Genomic DNA, 17,732 nt, shown 5'->3' on the forward strand with positions numbered 1-17,732 from the left:
ATGATGACGGTCTTGTTAAAATTGCATAAAAAAAGCGATTAATATTTAATCGCTTTTCTGATATGGTCAAATTAAAGGTTACTTTTTAACTGCTTCAATGACACCACAACCTACTCTAGGACCTGAATTACCAGTTGGCTGCGTTTTATAATCATCAGTTCCTCCATGAACAATAATGCCTCTTCCAATGATATTTTTCACATCGCCATCCTGCACACTCCATCGGTCAGTGGTAACTGAAATTTCACCCTCTCCTTTATCATCTAGTTTAATGTTGCCGATATCGCCGCTATGATACGACCCCGAACCCCATTTCCCATGGTCCTCTTTTGTTGGATTCCAATGTCCATGAGTATTTTCACCCATATCACCGCAATCGCCATGTTCATGAAAATGTACAGCAACATTACTATCTGCCTTTGATGCAAACTTTAATTTTAAATCCATTTTAATTTTCCCGTCACTAAGTCCGTAGAACTTTACAGTACCAATGTTTTTAGATGGATCTGCAGTTTCAGAAAGATTTGCAGTAGCGAGTTCTGTTTCCTTTTGAGAACAGGCACTGATGAATGCCATACCCGCAATGGCTAAGCCTAAAAAATATTTTTTCATTGTTTTCATATTTAGTTTTATATCAAACACATTGACAATCATTTAGTTTGCTTTTTAAAATATGATTACAAAACCATTTACGCTACGTAGTGTTTATTCAATATAAAATCATGTAACTATGGAACAGCCATTTGAAATGAACACCTTGAGTCAAATTTTAGAGAAATTGAGGCTGAAAGGAAGAGATAATGAATTAAAGATGACAGATCACGGTAAGATGCAAAGTAAATCATTAGATAAGATTTATAAGCCTGAAGACCTTACGATTGTAAAAACATACCGCTTTGAGGGCCAGTCTGATCCCGGCGATAATTCCGTTCTTTATTTGGTGGAAGATTCTGATCATAATATTGGCTTTATTTTGGACGCTTATGGCATTTATTCTGACAATATTGGTTCTGCATTTGACGACTTTCTAAAGAAAATACCGACTGAAAACAGAGACGAGCAGGAGTTGTTCTGCTAACTTCATTAAAGTACTTTTACGAGAGGCGTGGATCTGATCTTCGCCTCTTTTTTTATAATAGAAGAGCCATAATGCTCATCTGATTGATAGTGGCATCCGATAAATATGTAATTTCGCCGCTCGTTTATCATTTCTATGAAAAGTAAATTTAATATCCCACCTATTCCTGCCGTTATTACGTCCATAATCAGCGTTCAGTGCGGGGCAGCTATCGCAAAAGGGCTTTTCCCGGAGATAGGTGCGGCGGCTACTGCATCACTCAGAATTGGATTATCAGCCGTAATTCTTTTCATTACTTTTCGTCCCAGTCTTTTTAAATTAAATGCTAAACAGTGGCAGTATGTCTTCCTGTATGGCAGCACGCTTGGATTGATGAATATGATATTCTATTTAGCAATCGAACGAATTCCTGTTGGGTTGGGGGTAACACTCGAATTTGTCGGCCCTTTAATTCTAGCCATTTCTACGTCCAAAAAGGCCATAGATTTTATCTGGGTTTCTTTATCGATAATTGGTATTGCTTTAATTGCCCCCTGGCACAGCAATGGATTAAATATTGGAGGAATTTTACTGGCTTTGCTTGCCGGTGCTTTTTGGGCAGCTTATATAGTATTGGGCGGTAAAATATCAAAAATAATGAAAGGCGGCGAAGCTGTTTCAGCAGGTATGCTCATCGCCACTATTGTTATTTTACCCTTCGGCATTTTCAGCGGGGGTTTTAGTGTATTAACTCCCAGATTATTGGGCCTCGGTGCAGCACTTGCCTTACTTTCGAGCGCCGTTCCATTTACCCTTGAAATGAGTGCATTAAAGAAACTACCGGCCAAAACCTTTAGTATATTAATGAGTCTGGAACCTGCAGTGGCTTCACTCGCAGCCTTTGTATTTTTACAGGAATACCTTTCCTTTACAGAATGTGTTGCCGTGGCCTGTGTGGTTATTGCTTCTGCCGGCTCTTCTTTTACCGCCAGAAGAAATCATCAGGGAGGCTAAAAGAGAGGGGCATTCTATGTAATTAATACGGTTATAGGAAGATTATTTAACAGGCCACTTAGCGTAGGTAGCCAACATTTTAAATTTACCATTTACTTTGCCAAAGATAAAGCTGAAATAACTTTCAGCTTGTGTACCGCGTTCTGGGTATTGCATATAAACTTCATACATTTTACTGCCGGCATCAGTTATTTTTTTGAGTGAACGATAATAAACCTCATCTGTTTTATCGTCAATTTCAGATAAGTTATCTTCTTTACATAAAGGCAGAATCCGCATCACATCAGTATTAAAAATAGCAGATTTATACGTATTAAATTCTGACAGATTGATGGGATCATCAGGTATTCCAATGCCATTAGAGGCTTGTTTATGACTGGTATAAAAAGGATAATTTAATAAGGCAGAAACATTTTTTAAACTTTTCTTCCTTAGATTTTGCTTTAAACTTTCCAGTACTCTCCTGAATTCCTGCTCATCACTTAAACTGGTCAAAGGCTTTTCAGACAAGGATCGATGCGATTTCTGATCTGCTTGTTTATTCATCATTTGCTGCCCCCGGCCGTTTTCCGTAGTGCAGCAAATGAAAAAAGGCAAAACCACTATGGCTGTTAAATTTTTAATCCAGTTCATATATTAGTGCCTTGGTATATATATCAGTGCGCGTTGTTCCATTCTTTTCAGAATAACTGCTGCGCCCATTTGTTTAGAAACCGCTTCTGCGTCAAACTTCCCATCAGAGACATATTTTCCTTTTTGATATTGATTGGAATAACTCCACAGATAGGGAGAATTAATGCTATGGTACTTAAAATATCCAAAACCATTGTACGCTTCCAGTTGACGCAAAACTGTTGGCAGACTCCAGTTGGTGATTTCATTAAATTTTTTAAACTTTAAAGCATCAATAGCACTTTCTTCGAAGGTAAAAGGAGGCCCATGCCCTACTTTTGGCCTGTTAGCGGGTACCCGTTTGGTATAACCTGTTAAAGGATCTCCATTATGCAAATGCTTCTTAAAATCAAAACTACATTCTAAATAATGTGTACAAGCTATAAAGTACCATGGAATTTTTGATGAGCCTGTCACAAAATCCTGAAAAGGTTCTTCCGCTGGATTGGCCTGAAAAAGGCCTATGGGTGTATCCAGCGGCTTAATTAAATTGAATGCATGAACTGGCTCAAATAAAGACCCGGATGCAAATGGCGAAGCCAAAGAATTGCCTGATACCTGATTGGAAATATCAGTATACCGGTTTCTGTTGGCATTGATATTGTCATCTATCGTTTTATCAATTGTTCCAATTTTAGTTGAGTCAATAACACAATCATCAAACATTTTGATGTACTCCAGGTCTGTTGGTTGTGATGGCTTTACTATTTTTATGGTTTTGGTCTTTTTCATTAGTAAACGATCATTAGGTGAAAGATATATAAGTGCCTTCAATGGATATCTGGAATTTCATGGGCATCAGGTGATGCCAAAAATATTATTCCTTCGGAATACCTTACCATATCATCCTGTTTAAAACCATTTCTATTATTCTGGTATTTTTTCCCTATTTCCAGATCAAGTACTTTCCGGCAATAGGCTTGTATTGTTTATTGACCATCGCTCCGATATTAAGGCATCCGATTTCAATATTCTACTTCACACCGCCACAGAAGACTGCGAATGATAGACTTCCCTTTAGCGCATTCACATCACAGTTAAATCTAGCCTTGAAAGCCAAAGTTTTAAATTTTAGAATTAAAACTTTGGTAATTTCAGCATTACTATTGCCCCCAAATACCAAGCCAAATTCAATGTATCTTACTCATATATAATGGCTAACGAGTATATATTATAAAACAGTTAATTTCGCTCCAGTAGAATGCTAATTATCCTATTGGCTTTTAATGAATGTATTTTTCAAACACTATACACTGAACAATGCAATCAATTTATGAACTTGTATGAGCGTTAGCCACTCCTTTTAGATCATTCCATTGGTGGATCAAAAATCAACTGAAACTCATTCAGAAAGGCATGCGATGTTGATCTGAACAAAATCCAATTCACTTACAGTGCTCAGTTAAATAAGTATTGTGATACTAATTGCACAGAATTAAATATTTAAAAAGCTTATTATATTAATTCTTAAATACAATTCAAGCTCAAATATCAGAGTAGAGTGGTTTTGTTTCGAATATTAGATTAGTGGTTTAAATTTCAATAATGTGATAAACAAAAGCGATTGGCTTATACCAATCGCTTCTAATCTTTATATTAAAATATAATTTAAGCCTTTGGCCAATCGTTTTCGTGTTCTGCATTACCCAGTTTGAGTTTTCTAGCTGATACCACGAAAGTAAGTGTCATTGGTGTATTGTCATTCACAGCAATACCTTCACTATATTGAACGATATAGCCATCTTCGAAAGTTAGTTCTTTCATTTTAGCATCTTCTTCGCCTTTTTTGAAGACAATCGTTCCTGATTGTGGTTTGTATTGGTTATTCACCATTGATTCGATTACTGAAGTATCTTCAGTTGATTCAATTTCGATGTTAATGGTACCACCATATACACCTGATGACGGACGGCCTTTAGCGTCTACATCCCTGTTTAATGAAAAGCTGCACTGTAAAACATCAAATTCCTTTGAACCTAATGTTAATCTGGTTTTAAATGCCATTTTGGTAAGTTTTAAATGTTTTTGAAAAAATGAATTGTGATTAGCGGTTGGCGTGTGTCGAAGATCATGGTCGTGGGCATCCGGTATCTAATTAACCTTTATCCCTTCAACCTTTTTATCTTCTACTTCCTTTACGCTTTAGGCCAATCATTTAGATGCTCTGCATTTCCGAGTTTCAGCTTTCTGGCCGAGATCTGGAATTTAAGTGTCATCGGGTGATCGCCCACAATGTTGATTCCTTCCGAATACTTGACAATGTAGCCATCTTCAAAATCCACTTCTTTCATTTTGGCATCTTCTTCCGTTTTCTTAATCAGAAGGGTTCCGGTAATGGGTTTGTACTGGTTGTTTACCATCGCTTCGATAATGGAGGTGTCTTCGGTTGACTCGATCTCAATATCAATGGTACCGCCATAAACTCCGGAAGAGGGTCTTCCTTTAGCATCTACATCACGGTTTAATGCATAGGCGCAATGAAGCACATCGTACTCCTTGCCCGAAAAATTCAATCTAGCTTTGAAAGCCATAGGGTCTAAATTTAAAGGTTAAAATTTGTTAATGTAGCTTTTGCTACAACACAAAACATAAACCAAATATCAGGCCAGCAATCAGTTAACGTATTTCAAAATTTGATAAACCATAAAAGTAATGTTACAAATATCCCTTTTACAAACGCCTGCGACAAGATTTTTATGGTAAAGAATTTACAAAAATAATTAAAGACTTTAATATGCTTCATAAAACAAAAATGCTGATTGTAGTAATTCTCCACAATATGTAGCACTTTTGGGCATGTTATTCCACTGTGGGTTTGTCTACTAAATTAATTGAAATCCGAATTTTTCCATTTTGGCCACCCATTTTTGGCTATAATGATTTTCAAGAGAATGTAATTCGCCCATGGTATTGGTTAATACAGGGCTTATCTTACATTTTTCAAACACCGCCTTTTTAATTGCGAGATATGTTGTTTTCTTATTTGCTTTCCATTCTTTAAAAGTAGCTTCATCTAAAATAGAAACAATCCTGGCAGAACGCCCGCTAAAGTTATTATTGATGTTTTGTTGCTGAGTCAGAAAAATCTGATCAGGCATAAATAACCGGTCAAAAAATCCTTTGATTTTGGCAGGTATATGATCTACATAAACCGGGCAAAAAAGCACAATATGGCTGCTCTGTCTGATGGCATTTAAAGCCTTTTGTAAGTCAGGCTCCAGCTCAGCAATCTGTCTGTTATTAAAAAGTTTATTGGAATTAAAGATCAGGTCAATAATGGCAATTTCCCTAATTGTTGCACCAGCACTTTCAGCACCTTTTTTATAGGCATTAATCAAAAAATCTGTGGATACCGTCTTTTCTATATCCCCATTCAGGATAAGTACTTGCTTCATTTATATGTTGATATTTAGCTTTTGAGGCGGTAGATGTTACAAAACTATAAAGTTTTTGTTAACCTCATGCATCAAAAACGAAAAAACCTGATCAGACTGACCAGGTTTTTTACCTTAACAAAAATAAATATCATCAATCCAGGTCTGCAGTAAACCTGTTTTAAAAACACATTTAACCTGTCATGAATTCATTCAGGCTCTCTTATTGCTGATTGTATTCAGATGCCCAGGTAGTACTTTCATCTTCACCTTTATGACCGTCTAATTTCACTACAAAACTCTTTGCAGGAAAATATGGGGTAATGTGAATATCTAAATGAATTCTGTCTTTTTGTTGTTCATCACGTTCGAAACGCATAATTTTGAAACGTTCAATTAAGCGATCAGCACCTTGAATACCATCCAAAAACTTCACAATCTGTCCACGTAAATCCTGTTCTGTCTTTGATGTCCAGTTTTCAAAAGCTCTTCTGTTTAAGAAATCAAATAACACTTTGGTAATGTAATCAAATACCCTTACTACAGAATAAGTTTGCAGGCCGATGTTATCGCCATTAAATAAAGTTTTAGCAGAGAATGCCATTACTTTTCCATATTCATTAACCATTGGCACTAATCCTACTCTTTCCAAATGTGAGATTTCGCTTTTCTTCAAATCAAATTTAACGCCGTCTACCTCATTAATGGCACCATGTTTTTTACCGGCTGTAACCTGAGACATTAAGGTATAGTACATTTTTCCGGCTAATGCAGCAGACCCCGGAACTGTTAAATCATCTTCCTCACCTACTTCCGCCACTTTACCTCTGCCTACTAACCAGTTACAGGTCATAATAACATTAGAACGGAAAGCATCAGCACCGGTGAAATTAGCAGCCGTAAATAGATCCAGCACATCATCCGGCTGGTCTAAATCGGCGAAATCTGTTACCAGCATGGCTTTATTGTTGTGCGCAATTTTACCCCAGCGTTCCAGCACTTTGTTAGATCCCATGTAACCAGGCACTACCATTAGTGAATAATTTTTACGTAAATCTAAACGGTCGTAATTTTGCTTCAACTCATCATCAACGTAATCGATAAAACGAGGATTATCCAAATCCTTAATCTGATCCATTGAAGCGTTCAACAGCACTACATTTTTAAGCTTATCGGCTTCTGTATTTTTGTAAAACAAGTGAACCGACCGGTATGCCTGCTCCAGTTCTCTTGAACTTTCTAAAGCTGTACCAATATTTTTATTCAGGTTTTGTTCCGCAGCGTTTAATTTCTCGGTACTCTTCTCCACCATATCCGCAACAGAAGTAGAAGATTCAAGTACGTCGATCCAGAGCTGAATTTTCTTTTTCAGTTCTTCACGTTCCTTTCTTTTCTCATCTCCTGTTAAAAAGATTTGCTTTCTGGCTTTTCTTTCCGGGTTTAAGTTCTGTAGGCCATCAACCGTAGTTTCCAACAAATCAAAACCACCTACTCTGGCCAGTTTTTCTAAGTTTTCTTTAAGTGATGTTTTCGCTATCTTATTGCCTTCTGCCGGTTTGAAGCCTGCTTCCTGGGATATATTTTGTTCTGCGTTTAATTCTTGAGGATTTGACATGTTTTCTTGGCGTTTAGATTATTTATTTTGCTCCAGTTCATCTACAAAATTTTTCAAAGCACTAATGAAAGCATGTTTAGTTTCTTCATCATCAAGGGTAGCTTTTAAAGTTTTGTTGGATTTCAGTTGTTTGATTACGTTAAGTGACATTTCCCTTTCAATATTCACATTGGTTAAATAGTTACTTTGGTTGATGATATTCTTCACACCAAAATCACTCATGTCATTAAAGTTGATGGTTTCACCAACGGTTGATCCGTCTTGTTTCTCAAAAGCCACTTTAACATTGGGCTTGTAGTGATCAAACACTTCTTTAACGGTTTTTAAACCCTCAACCTTTTCTGGCTTAATGGGTTCATTATCTGTTAATTTTTGTACAAAAAGCGTTTTGTTGTGGGCAATTTCTGCGAATGCTTCTGATGTATCGATTTTTCGTTCGTTTCCACCAATTTCATAGTTAAACATAGTATGCTGTTTTAGGTTTAAGGTTAAATTTTATAATGATATAGTAGTTAACATTTTAACTCAATTTTTGTTCCAATATTGATGCTTCAGGATGAATAATATTCCATTCCAGCTGATCTTCTTCAGGATGTTTACTCACCACGATCTTGGATCCCTTTTTAAGTTCACCAGAAATGATGTATTTAGAGATCGGCCGACGCAAAAGATTTCTGATCACGGCTGAAAGCTGCCTTGCGCCGTATTTAGGGGTAAAGCCATCCAAAGCAATCATTTTCTTGGCATCTTCCGCGATTTCAAATTCGATGCCCATTTTATTCAGTGATTGTACCAGACTGCTTAACTGGATCTCGAAAATACGGACCACATTACTTTCATTAATCGGGGCAAAAGGCACAATTTCCGAAATTCTGGCTAAAAACTCCGGGCGGAAATGGCCAGCCATAACTTCCATCAGTTGATTTGAGGCCGGTATAACCCCTTTACCAATTTGCTCGGCAATCCATTCGCTGCCGATATTAGAGGTAAACAGGATTAATGAATTGCTGAAATCTCCTTCCTTACCCAAACGATCGTGCATATGACCTTCATCCAAAATCTGTAAAAAGGTATCAAAAACCGAAGGGTGGGCTTTTTCTATTTCATCAAATAATAATACAGAATAGGGCTGTTGTCTGATTTTATTCACCAGTAAACCACCTTCTTCATAACCCACATATCCCGGAGGCGCGCCATAAAGTAAGGCCGCACTGTGCTCTTCCTTAAATTCAGACATGTCAAACCTGATCATTGCCTTTTCATCATTAAATAAAAATTCGGCAATTGATTTGGCCAATTCGGTTTTACCTGTTCCTGTTGGACCTAATAAAAAGAATGACCCGATTGGCTGTCCTTTTTTATTTAGCCCACTTCTTGATTCCAGTATAGCATCTGAAACAGCCTTGAGTGCCTGATCCTGACCTACCACACGCTTTTTAAGGTATTGCTCCATATTCAGCAATTTTTCCTTCTCACCTGCCTGCAGTTTACCCATTGGGATGCCAGTTTTATAAGCCACAATGGAAGCAATATCCTGTTTAGTGATCCTATCGCTCTTTTCAGCAGCATATTTCTTTAATTCCTGCAGACTGCTATTGATATAACCCTGGTATTCATCAGCCGTTTCAAAGGCATCTGTTTGGGTTTCATCCGTTAAGCGGCCCAATAAAACCGGGCTCAGTTTATTTTGAAGTAAAGAGAATAGCCATTTGTAATCGGCAAACTGATCCGCCTCTGATTTCTCTTCATCTGCATTCAGCGCCACAAGGTCCGTTTCCAGACTTGCAATTACCTGATCAGATGTGTCATTCATCATTTTCATGGCAGCCATGGTTCTGTCCAGTAAATCAAATGCAGAATCAGGCAGTCTTCTGTCTTTCATGTATCGCTTGGCCAGGCGAACACATTCACCCAATGCATCCGGTTCAATACTTAAGGTATGATGTTCTTCGTATTTCACCGCGAGTTTCTGCAACATTTTGATGGTGCTCTCTTCATTCGGCTCATTCACCTGAAGGACTTCAAAACGCCTGCTGAAAGCCTGTTCCGGTTCAATAATTTTCCGGTATTCATCAATCGTTGTAGCACCAATTACCGTAATTTCTCCACGGGCCAGTTCTGGTTTTAATAAATTACCAATTCCGGCACCTAAAGGCCCTTTACTATCTAATAAGGTGTGGATTTCATCAATAAATAGTACTGCTTTTTCAAACTGCTTTACTTCTTTAATGATGTTTTTTAAACGATCTTCTATTTCCCCTTTATATGATGCACCGGCAATTAGCGATCCCAGATCAAGTTCAAAAAGTTGTACGGGCTTCAAACTGTCGGGCACATTCTGATTTACAATATCGATAGCAAATCCATCAACTAAAGCTGTTTTACCTACGCCTGCATCGCCTGTAAGAATGACGTTGGGTTTGGTTCTGCGGCAAAGAATTTCCATCATCATGCGGGTTTCCTTATCACGACCAATTATCGGATCTGTTTTAGCATCCCGAACCATTTGTAAGCGATCTATACAATATTTATACAGGGCATTGCCTGTACTTTTATTTTCGGTTCCGGCAGTGGCTTTATCAGGAGAAACTACTCTTGAAATTTCCTCATCTTTAACATAAAGGTCTAAAATTTCGCGTTCCTTAATCGGAAAAGATTTTAACTGATCTGGCTGAAAACCTATTCCCGGCTTTGCCAGTGCCGTTAACACACAAACGGGAGTAATTAAATCGAGCCCGAGTTTTATACGTACATTATCCGCTTCTTCAAATATAACAGCGATTTCAGGGGCACCACTAACGGTATCGCTCAGGCCTGCAGATTTTGACTGTTCTTCAATCCTTACCTCTGCCCATTCACTGATGTATTCTTCATCTTTTCCGATAGCGGTAATAAATGATCTTAATCCAACATCTTTATGCATTAAACCCTTGAGCAGATGCGCAGCGGTAAATACTTCATTTCTATACTCCTTAGCCAGCGACTGTGCAATGTGCAGGGCTGTTTTAACTGACTCGCTTAAATTTGTAATCGCCATATCCCTTAATTGGTTACTGGCACAACTGCCGGGTTAAAATTATTTTCAGTGATGTAATAATATATTTTACCATTAGATAAAAACTGCTGTTCTATCTGTGTCGCTCTCTTAATTTGCTGAACGGATTGATTTAGTAGTTTGATATAACTTTCAAACTGATCCAGTGGCATTTTGGAAGTGCTCTTTAAATCATTGACCTTATATTTAGCTAAAAACTCATTATTCAATGGTAATCCGGTTACTAATTTAACATAGTCAGCCAGTGTCATCGCTTTTATCTCACCAGAAGATACTTTCATGCCCAACAATTGCTTTGGCATTTTAATATAGTTTTTAACCAGTTTCCTTCTGAAAGATGATTGATCTGCCTGCAGGTTTTCGCCCAGCATGATTGAAAAAACATCAAGAATCTGTTTGTATTCCATGTTATTTAACACAATCGCATATTGCAAAGCTGATCGGTTATTTTTCACTACATCAGCAGATAAGTTTGCCGTACTGAAATACTTAAAGGCATTATGCGGCATCCGGTCTGCTACTTCTGCACCCACTGGTGGCGGTAGCAGGCTTTCCACATCAGCAGCAAGATTTTTACGGGAAATACCGGTTAAACGAAATGCACTATCTAGCGAACTGATCTGATTTTCGATATCCATATTGGTTTCTTTTACAAAACGGCGTAAGGCTATCGTCATACTCTGGTTTGAATTTACAGATCCTTTGGTTGGGAATACCACTCCTCCCTGGATCAAACTATTTTTAGGATAATCCAGATAGTAAGAGATTGAATCCTGAAGACTGGTGTTATATGGCTGAAAGCTTTTTAAGCCTTCACCTTTAACCATGGTGTTTTTTCTGTATTCAGCAGAACGGATGGCTGATTCAGAAACCAGTTTACGCGCCTGAATTACAAAATTATTGAACGATTGATTGAAATCACTATATACCTGAAGTGCCAAAATCCGGGCATCTGCAAGGGCAACCTGCTCACTTAATTCATTAATCAGGTAATTATTAGTACCACCTATATTCCCTGTACTACCCACCAGGATAATGAGATTGGTTTCATTCTTTTTGGCTTTAAAAAGGCTCAAGCCTGCTTTTAAGCCATCAAATACAGGTCCTTCAGCTACTTCTCCATTACACCTCAACGTATTTTTGGCCTGGTTGGATAAAAAGGTCATTAACTTCCGGTAGTCATTCTGAATCGGGCTGACGAAGATTCCCTGAAGCGCGCAGCCAGATTCACCGCGGTATACTACACCGCCATAGCTTATATTTGTACCCTTACCGAAATCGCCCATGGTATTTTCAAATGAAGCAATGGTATTGGTCATTCCGGATAAATATTTCGTCATGGAACTTCCGCCATCTACCACAAACAGCACATTGATCTTATTCTTGTTTTTACGGAGTTTAAGGTAATCCTGATAGGAAAGGGATGAACCATTAATCGTTAAAATTTTATTGTCCTTCTTGTTGTAAACATCTGCCGCTATCCCCACGGTGTACGCATTGTCTTCATTGGTGATTACAGGTACACTTTTTAGGATAACGTTTTCCCGTGGCAGCAAAGGGTCAATCACAAAATCGGTTCCTTTACCCATTCCACTTTTAATGGCTGTTGCGGTAGAATCGTTGCTGTTATCATCACCAGGTTTTGCCGAAGTGATATACAAGCGGTCTCCCCAGTTATGCACGGCTTCTGATGAAACCCAGCCATAAATACTTTTTAAGGCCGTATCGGCAACAAGCTGATCGTCAGAACCAATCAGGTATTTTTTGCCATCTTCGGATTTTTTATAAATATAAGTTATTTCATGCAGTCTTACTTTTGTACGTCTGTCCTTCAGTTCGGGGGTATTGTAAACCAGAATGGAATCTGTGGTATCAAAATAGAATTTTGGTTCAGTTAACGCATTTTTACCATTTACAATACCTATGGATTTTTCGGCATAACCTGTTTTTTGGTTAGAGAATGCGCGTTGCCATAAAAGCAGTTTTGACTTAGCAATCCAGCCATAGCTGATGGCACTTTTTTTATCATTAATTTTTCTGCCCCTGATCATTCCTGCTTTGTATTTGATCAGTTTCAGATAACCGTTTTCTTGTTTTGATACATAAAAAGGCTCCATAAAACCTATTTTTTTCATGATCAGGCTACCACCCGGAGCGGTGGTGGTATAATTGTCCTCACGATCTGAAAACACAATCCAGGGCAAACGGCTGTTGCTGGTATTTTCATTTACATTGATGGATTCTGCAGGCCTTTCATAGGCCTTAGGCATATATTTTACTTTTTTGCCAAATGCTGCCGGCGATTGTGCCTGTGCAAACGATATTCCTAACAACAGGATGGATAAGGCATAGTATTTTTTCATAGTTCTTACAGATGAGCTTTAGAAGTTAAGATGTTAATCTATTTTGATTGATCAGTAGCGGCAGTGGCTGTTGCTGCAGGCTGGACGGTTCCCGAATGTTGTTTAATATTTAATAAACTTGCACAGGTAGAATTTGGTTTAATGGTAAGTTGTGCTTCATCTACCGCAATCTCTCCCCCGAAGGTTAGGCCCATACAGTACGAATAAATATCAGTCTGTTTTTTCTTTCCGTTCATCTCCACATTAACGGTTACTTTTTCATTGCCACACATGTATTTGTTAATCAGGTAATAGTAGTTGGAATTAAAATCAGCTCCGTTTGCGATCGCCTGTAAACGTGCCCTGATATCATCGATCGTTTTGCGTTCTCCATCACCTGGCGCCACTAGATCGTCTACAATCTCTGCATTAGGATCAGTAATCAACACGGTTAAATAAGCGGGTTTACGTGCTTTGTCTGACCGCAGCCGAACCACATATTTTCCTGGTGCCCGATAAGTATACAAAGCGGTTTTACCTTTCACATCAACCCTTCCGGTTTCGCCGAAAGACCATTCAAAATCTTTTCCTTCCCCGTCTCCTTCCAATCTGATTTCTTCATTAACCAAACCTGCAGTAGGCCCGCTGATGGTGAGCACACTATCTGTAACGACCGTTTTTACAGTATCTCTTACCGTAATCGGAAACTCCTGGCGCAATTCTCCGTCAACCGTTAAGCGTACAATGTAAGTATCCGGTTTAGTGTAATGATAAGATCCCGTTTTTGTGGTGGCTCTTTCGCCGTTACCAAATTCCCATAGCCACTTTTTGGCATTTGGGGTATTATCGGTAAAAACTAAATCTTCATTTAAATAAATCTCGTCTTTGAGAATTCTGGCTTCAATTGCTCTTTTTTCGAACAATGAGCTTTTAAACAAAAAGATGAGGCCTGTTAACAGTAATACAGCCAATAAGATGTATAAAATAACATAGCCTTGTGAATTTGAATTAACCTGCTTGGTGTTTGAGTCAGACATAGTTAGCGTTTTATATTTATTGTTTTGATAAGGAATTAGATGGTTTATCTTGATGAAATCGTTTGTTGTAACTGTCGCCTGTTGGTAATGCAGTCGTCAAGTTGTCTTTTGTGCAATTCAATATCCGATATATTTCTGTTCTGTTCCTGCCTGTCGTAAAATAACCTGTCATACAACTGTGCCGTCTGAACGAATATTTTGTAGCGTGAATCGGATGCTTTACGGTCGAATGCTGATTTTATAGAGCCCAGCGAAAGCTGAATGTCATTCTTTAAAAAAACGGCCTGTACGTTTGGATTATAGCGCGTAATCTGCTTAAAAGTGGTATCAATGGTGGGCATGGTTTCCTTTACCATGTTTTCAAATACTTCATTTTCATTGATTTTAACTTCAAGATCTTCTTTCGAAATTTCATATCGCGATTGGTTGCTGTAGAAAATACCAAAGCTCAGCAGCCCTACGGTAAAAACAAACAACGCTGTAAAAAACAAGAATTGTTCGCGTCTTTCTTTAATGCTTAATTTTATCATGGTAAACTATTATCGGCCGAATCGCCCGTTTCTGATTCTGTTTGCTGCAGACCTGTTGGCCTGTTGACATTCGTCTATTTGCTCTTTATAACGCTGTATGTCGCCTCTCGACTGGATGAGCGAATCCTGCAAATCAGCCATTGCACCAACGTTATTGTTTAGTTTACCATACAAGTTAAAACTTGGACTATCCTCCGTTTTTTTGGAAATCAGATCTTTAATTTTGTTGTTGGCCGACTGTATATCAGCAAGAAGAATAGCCTGCTTGCTCATTTCATTGGCATTGTAAGCCCGGTATTGCGCAAGCTCTTTAAAACGAACCAGGATCAGGTCAAAGTTGGTATTAATGTCTTTTCTTAAATAAGATAACTTTTCTGTTTCCTTCACTTTTTTATCCAGCAGGGCATATTCATAATCAGCGGCTGCAAAAAAAAGAAAAATAGAAAAAATAGAAAAAACAGTGAGGATCAAAAAATTCAGGATAAACTTTGTATAAGCATTCCTGATTTCGACGGCGTTAATGGGTTTCATAGAGCTTTATGTTTCACTTAAAATAGTTTATAATTAATCTGACAATCAACATCACTTAATCACACAAGCCTTTTCAAATCAACTTTGCAAATAACAATTTTTTATATTTTGTGTTTGGATATAAAAACGATTATTTTAAATTACTTTTAACAAACTTTAAGCCAACTTTCTATGTCTGAATTTTTTTTCAATAAACCCTTCAGATTTAACTCCCTATTTCTAGGTAGTGGACTTCAATCCACTGATCTTGGAAAGTCTATATCGAACCATATCGAATTGATTATTTTTACACGATATGGAGAGCACCGCTACCGTAACGATTTTGGTTGTGAGATATGGGACCTTGATTTTGAGTTAATTGTAAGTGAAAGCCTCTGGGAGGAAAAATTCCGCAAATCCCTGCTTAAATCGATCTCGGATTATGAATTTAGAATAGATCATATTGCAGTAGAAGTACGTATTACAGAGGTCGAAAATGTATATCCTTTACGCAAAATAACAGAGATTAAAAAGAAGGTTGATATCACGGTAAGGGCCAAGATAAAAACCACCGGAGAAAAATATTTTTTTAATACCGCTTTATTCCTCAGCCCACTTTCAACCTAATCTAAAAACGACTCATTTATCCTACACATGAAACCAGTATTTTATTCATCAAAAGATGAAATCCGAAATAGAATATTAAAAAACGCAGAAGATTTCTGGAATATTAAAGACAGTAATGATTTTGATCCGTTAGTCAGGTTAATTATTGAAGCCTTAAGTAACGAACTTTTTAATGTTGCCAATGATGTTAAAAATCTGGAAAACAGAATTTTTGATAAGATCAGCCGGATTTTAGCACCTGATCACCTGACTTCTTCGTTGCCTGCCCATGCCATTATCCAAGCCAGGCCTATTGAAGATGAAGATTACCTTTCGCCATACACCCAGTTTGCTTTTAAGAAAAGCGTTCAGCAGGAAAATGACAAAGCTAAAAAAACAGACATTTTTTTTAGTCCATTGCATACTATAAAAGTTCATAATGCCACTGTAAAATATATTGCAACCGGAAATACCCTTTTTAATACCGTAAATACAAGTAAACAACCGCTCTTAAATACACTTCCTGGCTTTTCAATAGAAAAGAATACCATGTATATTGGCTTAAGCGGGATTAAAAACTGGATGGATTTTAACAAGTTGAATTTATTTTTCGACTGGAAGAATTATTCGGTACCTGAAAATACCTATGATTTGTTATCACTGGGAAAATGGTTTTATAAGGATAACGAACTCAGTGCTTATACAGAACGATTTATGGATGAACCTTTAACAGGTAAAGTTGAAGCCCCCTTCCATCACAAGCAATTGCTTAATCTCATTAAAGCGGATATTTTGCAGTTTTACAGTAACCGGTTTCTCACACTGGGCGATCTTAACGATTTCAACATCGATGATCAACAGGAATTGCCTGCTGCCTTGGGCAACATTTTCCAGCCCGCAGCTTTAAATCAGATCGATAAAAATGTAAAATGGCTGAAAGTAATTTTTCCGGCGGTAATTAATCAGGAAATGCTGAATGAACTTCATGTTTACATCAATGCATTCCCGGTGGTTAATAAGAGATTAAGCCAGATTAAACACCGGCTTAAAACGATGAATAACATTATCCCGATTAAAACAGAAGCCCTTGATCAAATGCTTGCAGTAGAAAACCTGCAAGATAACCACGGGCATAGTTATAATGAAATTCCCTTTACCAACGAGAATGAAAAGGGTGATGGCTCATTTTCCATCAGGTATGGTGGAACAGAACGCTTCGATACGAGGAATGCAAAAGAGCTCGTTGACTATCTTTTTGAATTGCTTCGAGATGAAAAAGCTGCTTTCTCTGCCTATGGCCCTGATTTTTTAAGCACCATACTCAAAAACTTAGAACAAAACATTGCCCTTATTGAACAAAAAAGCCGTTCGGCGCTGAAAGATATTAAAGAACTGCCAAGTTACATCATACTAAAACCGATTGATGATGCTGATATTTTATTTGTAGATATCTGGGTAACACAGGCTGAAGAAGCCAACCACATTAATGCAGGTAGCCGGTTGGTGGTTTATGAGAACAATAAAGTCAATGCCGAAAGTATCTTTTTACTGAGCCAGACAAAAGGAGGCCGCACAAAGTTAAATGCCACCAACAGGGTACAGGCTTATAAGTATGGCTTAACTACGGCAGACAGGATTATCACCAAAGCTGATGTCATTAATTTTTGCCGTTATGAACTGGGTGAGAAACTGAGTGGAATTACTTTGGCCAAAGGCATTATGATGGACCATAAACCCAATGCGGGCTTTATTAAAACAACAGATATTATTATTGAGCCTGCCGAAAATATAAAACTGACTGCTGAAGATTGGGAAGAACTATTAAGTTTAACCCTGGCTAAATTAAAACTCAGAAGTACGATGAACATACATTACCGGATGTTATTAAAGCCTTCCGTGTATAAAGTAATATAATTACGT

Annotated in this window: 17 protein-coding genes; 4 read left to right on the forward strand and 13 right to left on the reverse strand. The window is 37.8% G+C overall.

Going from position 1 to position 17,732, the window contains the following annotated elements:
* Window positions 1-78: 78 nt before the first annotated feature.
* Window positions 79-612, reverse strand: coding sequence for a superoxide dismutase family protein (locus CBW18_RS03300; RefSeq protein ID WP_088299954.1), 534 nt, complete (start codon window positions 610-612; stop codon window positions 79-81).
* A 118-nt stretch (window positions 613-730) separates the two neighbouring features.
* Between CBW18_RS03300 and CBW18_RS03305 the strand changes: the two genes are divergently transcribed.
* Both CBW18_RS03305 and CBW18_RS03310 read left to right on the forward strand, forming a co-directional pair.
* Window positions 731-1,078 (forward strand): hypothetical protein, encoded by a 348-nt coding sequence (locus tag CBW18_RS03305; RefSeq protein WP_088299802.1) that lies wholly within the window; start codon window positions 731-733, stop codon window positions 1,076-1,078.
* A gap of 135 nt (window positions 1,079-1,213) precedes the next feature.
* Window positions 1,214-2,071: a DMT family transporter gene (locus tag CBW18_RS03310; protein ID WP_088299803.1), complete on the forward strand. Its 858-nt coding sequence runs from the start codon at window positions 1,214-1,216 to the stop codon at window positions 2,069-2,071.
* A 42-nt stretch (window positions 2,072-2,113) separates the two neighbouring features.
* On the opposite strand, the gene CBW18_RS03315 is transcribed toward CBW18_RS03310, so the two are convergent.
* The 12 genes from CBW18_RS03315 to tssO all read right to left on the reverse strand — a co-directional run bounded on the left by CBW18_RS03315 (window position 2,114) and on the right by tssO (window position 15,227).
* On the reverse strand, window positions 2,114-2,704 hold the full coding sequence (locus tag CBW18_RS03315; RefSeq protein WP_088299804.1) for a hypothetical protein: 591 nt from the start codon (window positions 2,702-2,704) through the stop codon (window positions 2,114-2,116).
* Between the two features lie 3 nt (window positions 2,705-2,707).
* The gene (locus CBW18_RS03320) at window positions 2,708-3,475 is read right to left on the reverse strand and encodes a hypothetical protein (RefSeq protein WP_088299805.1); all 768 of its coding nucleotides are present in this window, start codon (window positions 3,473-3,475) and stop codon (window positions 2,708-2,710) included.
* A gap of 876 nt (window positions 3,476-4,351) precedes the next feature.
* On the reverse strand, window positions 4,352-4,747 hold the full coding sequence (gene tssD, locus CBW18_RS03325; protein ID WP_088299806.1) for a type VI secretion system tube protein TssD: 396 nt from the start codon (window positions 4,745-4,747) through the stop codon (window positions 4,352-4,354).
* Window positions 4,748-4,878: 131 nt separating this feature from the next.
* A complete protein-coding gene (gene tssD, locus CBW18_RS03330) occupies window positions 4,879-5,274 on the reverse strand; it encodes a type VI secretion system tube protein TssD (RefSeq protein WP_029281978.1) in 396 nt (131 codons plus the stop codon).
* Between the two features lie 291 nt (window positions 5,275-5,565).
* Window positions 5,566-6,138: an NAD(P)H-dependent oxidoreductase gene (locus CBW18_RS03335; RefSeq protein WP_088299807.1), complete on the reverse strand. Its 573-nt coding sequence runs from the start codon at window positions 6,136-6,138 to the stop codon at window positions 5,566-5,568.
* Between the two features lie 202 nt (window positions 6,139-6,340).
* Window positions 6,341-7,732, reverse strand: coding sequence for a DUF5458 family protein (locus CBW18_RS03340; RefSeq protein ID WP_253248952.1), 1,392 nt, complete (start codon window positions 7,730-7,732; stop codon window positions 6,341-6,343).
* 18 nt (window positions 7,733-7,750) lie between these two features.
* The gene (locus tag CBW18_RS03345) at window positions 7,751-8,197 is read right to left on the reverse strand and encodes a hypothetical protein (RefSeq protein ID WP_088299808.1); all 447 of its coding nucleotides are present in this window, start codon (window positions 8,195-8,197) and stop codon (window positions 7,751-7,753) included.
* Between the two features lie 55 nt (window positions 8,198-8,252).
* Window positions 8,253-10,769, reverse strand: a complete 2,517-nt coding sequence (locus CBW18_RS03350) for an ATP-dependent Clp protease ATP-binding subunit (RefSeq protein ID WP_088299809.1) — start codon at window positions 10,767-10,769, stop codon at window positions 8,253-8,255.
* Between the two features lie 5 nt (window positions 10,770-10,774).
* Complete coding sequence (gene tssR, locus CBW18_RS03355; RefSeq protein ID WP_088299810.1) at window positions 10,775-13,150, reverse strand: type VI secretion system protein TssR domain-containing protein; 2,376 nt, start codon at window positions 13,148-13,150, stop codon at window positions 10,775-10,777.
* Between the two features lie 38 nt (window positions 13,151-13,188).
* Window positions 13,189-14,166 (reverse strand): PKD domain-containing protein, encoded by a 978-nt coding sequence (locus tag CBW18_RS03360; RefSeq protein WP_088299811.1) that lies wholly within the window; start codon window positions 14,164-14,166, stop codon window positions 13,189-13,191.
* 44 nt (window positions 14,167-14,210) lie between these two features.
* Window positions 14,211-14,696 carry a type VI secretion system transmembrane protein TssO gene (locus tag CBW18_RS03365; protein ID WP_088299812.1) on the reverse strand — a complete coding sequence of 162 codons (486 nt, stop codon included), beginning with the start codon at window positions 14,694-14,696 and terminating at the stop codon, window positions 14,211-14,213.
* A 9-nt stretch (window positions 14,697-14,705) separates the two neighbouring features.
* Window positions 14,706-15,227: a type VI secretion system TssO gene (tssO, locus tag CBW18_RS03370; protein WP_088299813.1), complete on the reverse strand. Its 522-nt coding sequence runs from the start codon at window positions 15,225-15,227 to the stop codon at window positions 14,706-14,708.
* Between the two features lie 171 nt (window positions 15,228-15,398).
* Between tssO and CBW18_RS03375 the strand changes: the two genes are divergently transcribed.
* Together CBW18_RS03375 and CBW18_RS03380 are read left to right on the forward strand one after the other, a co-directional pair.
* A complete protein-coding gene (locus CBW18_RS03375; RefSeq protein WP_088299814.1) occupies window positions 15,399-15,833 on the forward strand; it encodes a GPW/gp25 family protein in 435 nt (144 codons plus the stop codon).
* Window positions 15,834-15,860: 27 nt separating this feature from the next.
* A complete protein-coding gene (locus CBW18_RS03380) occupies window positions 15,861-17,726 on the forward strand; it encodes a type VI secretion system baseplate subunit TssF (protein WP_088299815.1) in 1,866 nt (621 codons plus the stop codon).
* The last annotated feature ends 6 nt before the right edge of the window (window positions 17,727-17,732 follow it).

The organism is Pedobacter sp. AJM, assembly GCF_002197755.1.
Lineage (GTDB): Bacteria > Bacteroidota > Bacteroidia > Sphingobacteriales > Sphingobacteriaceae > Pedobacter.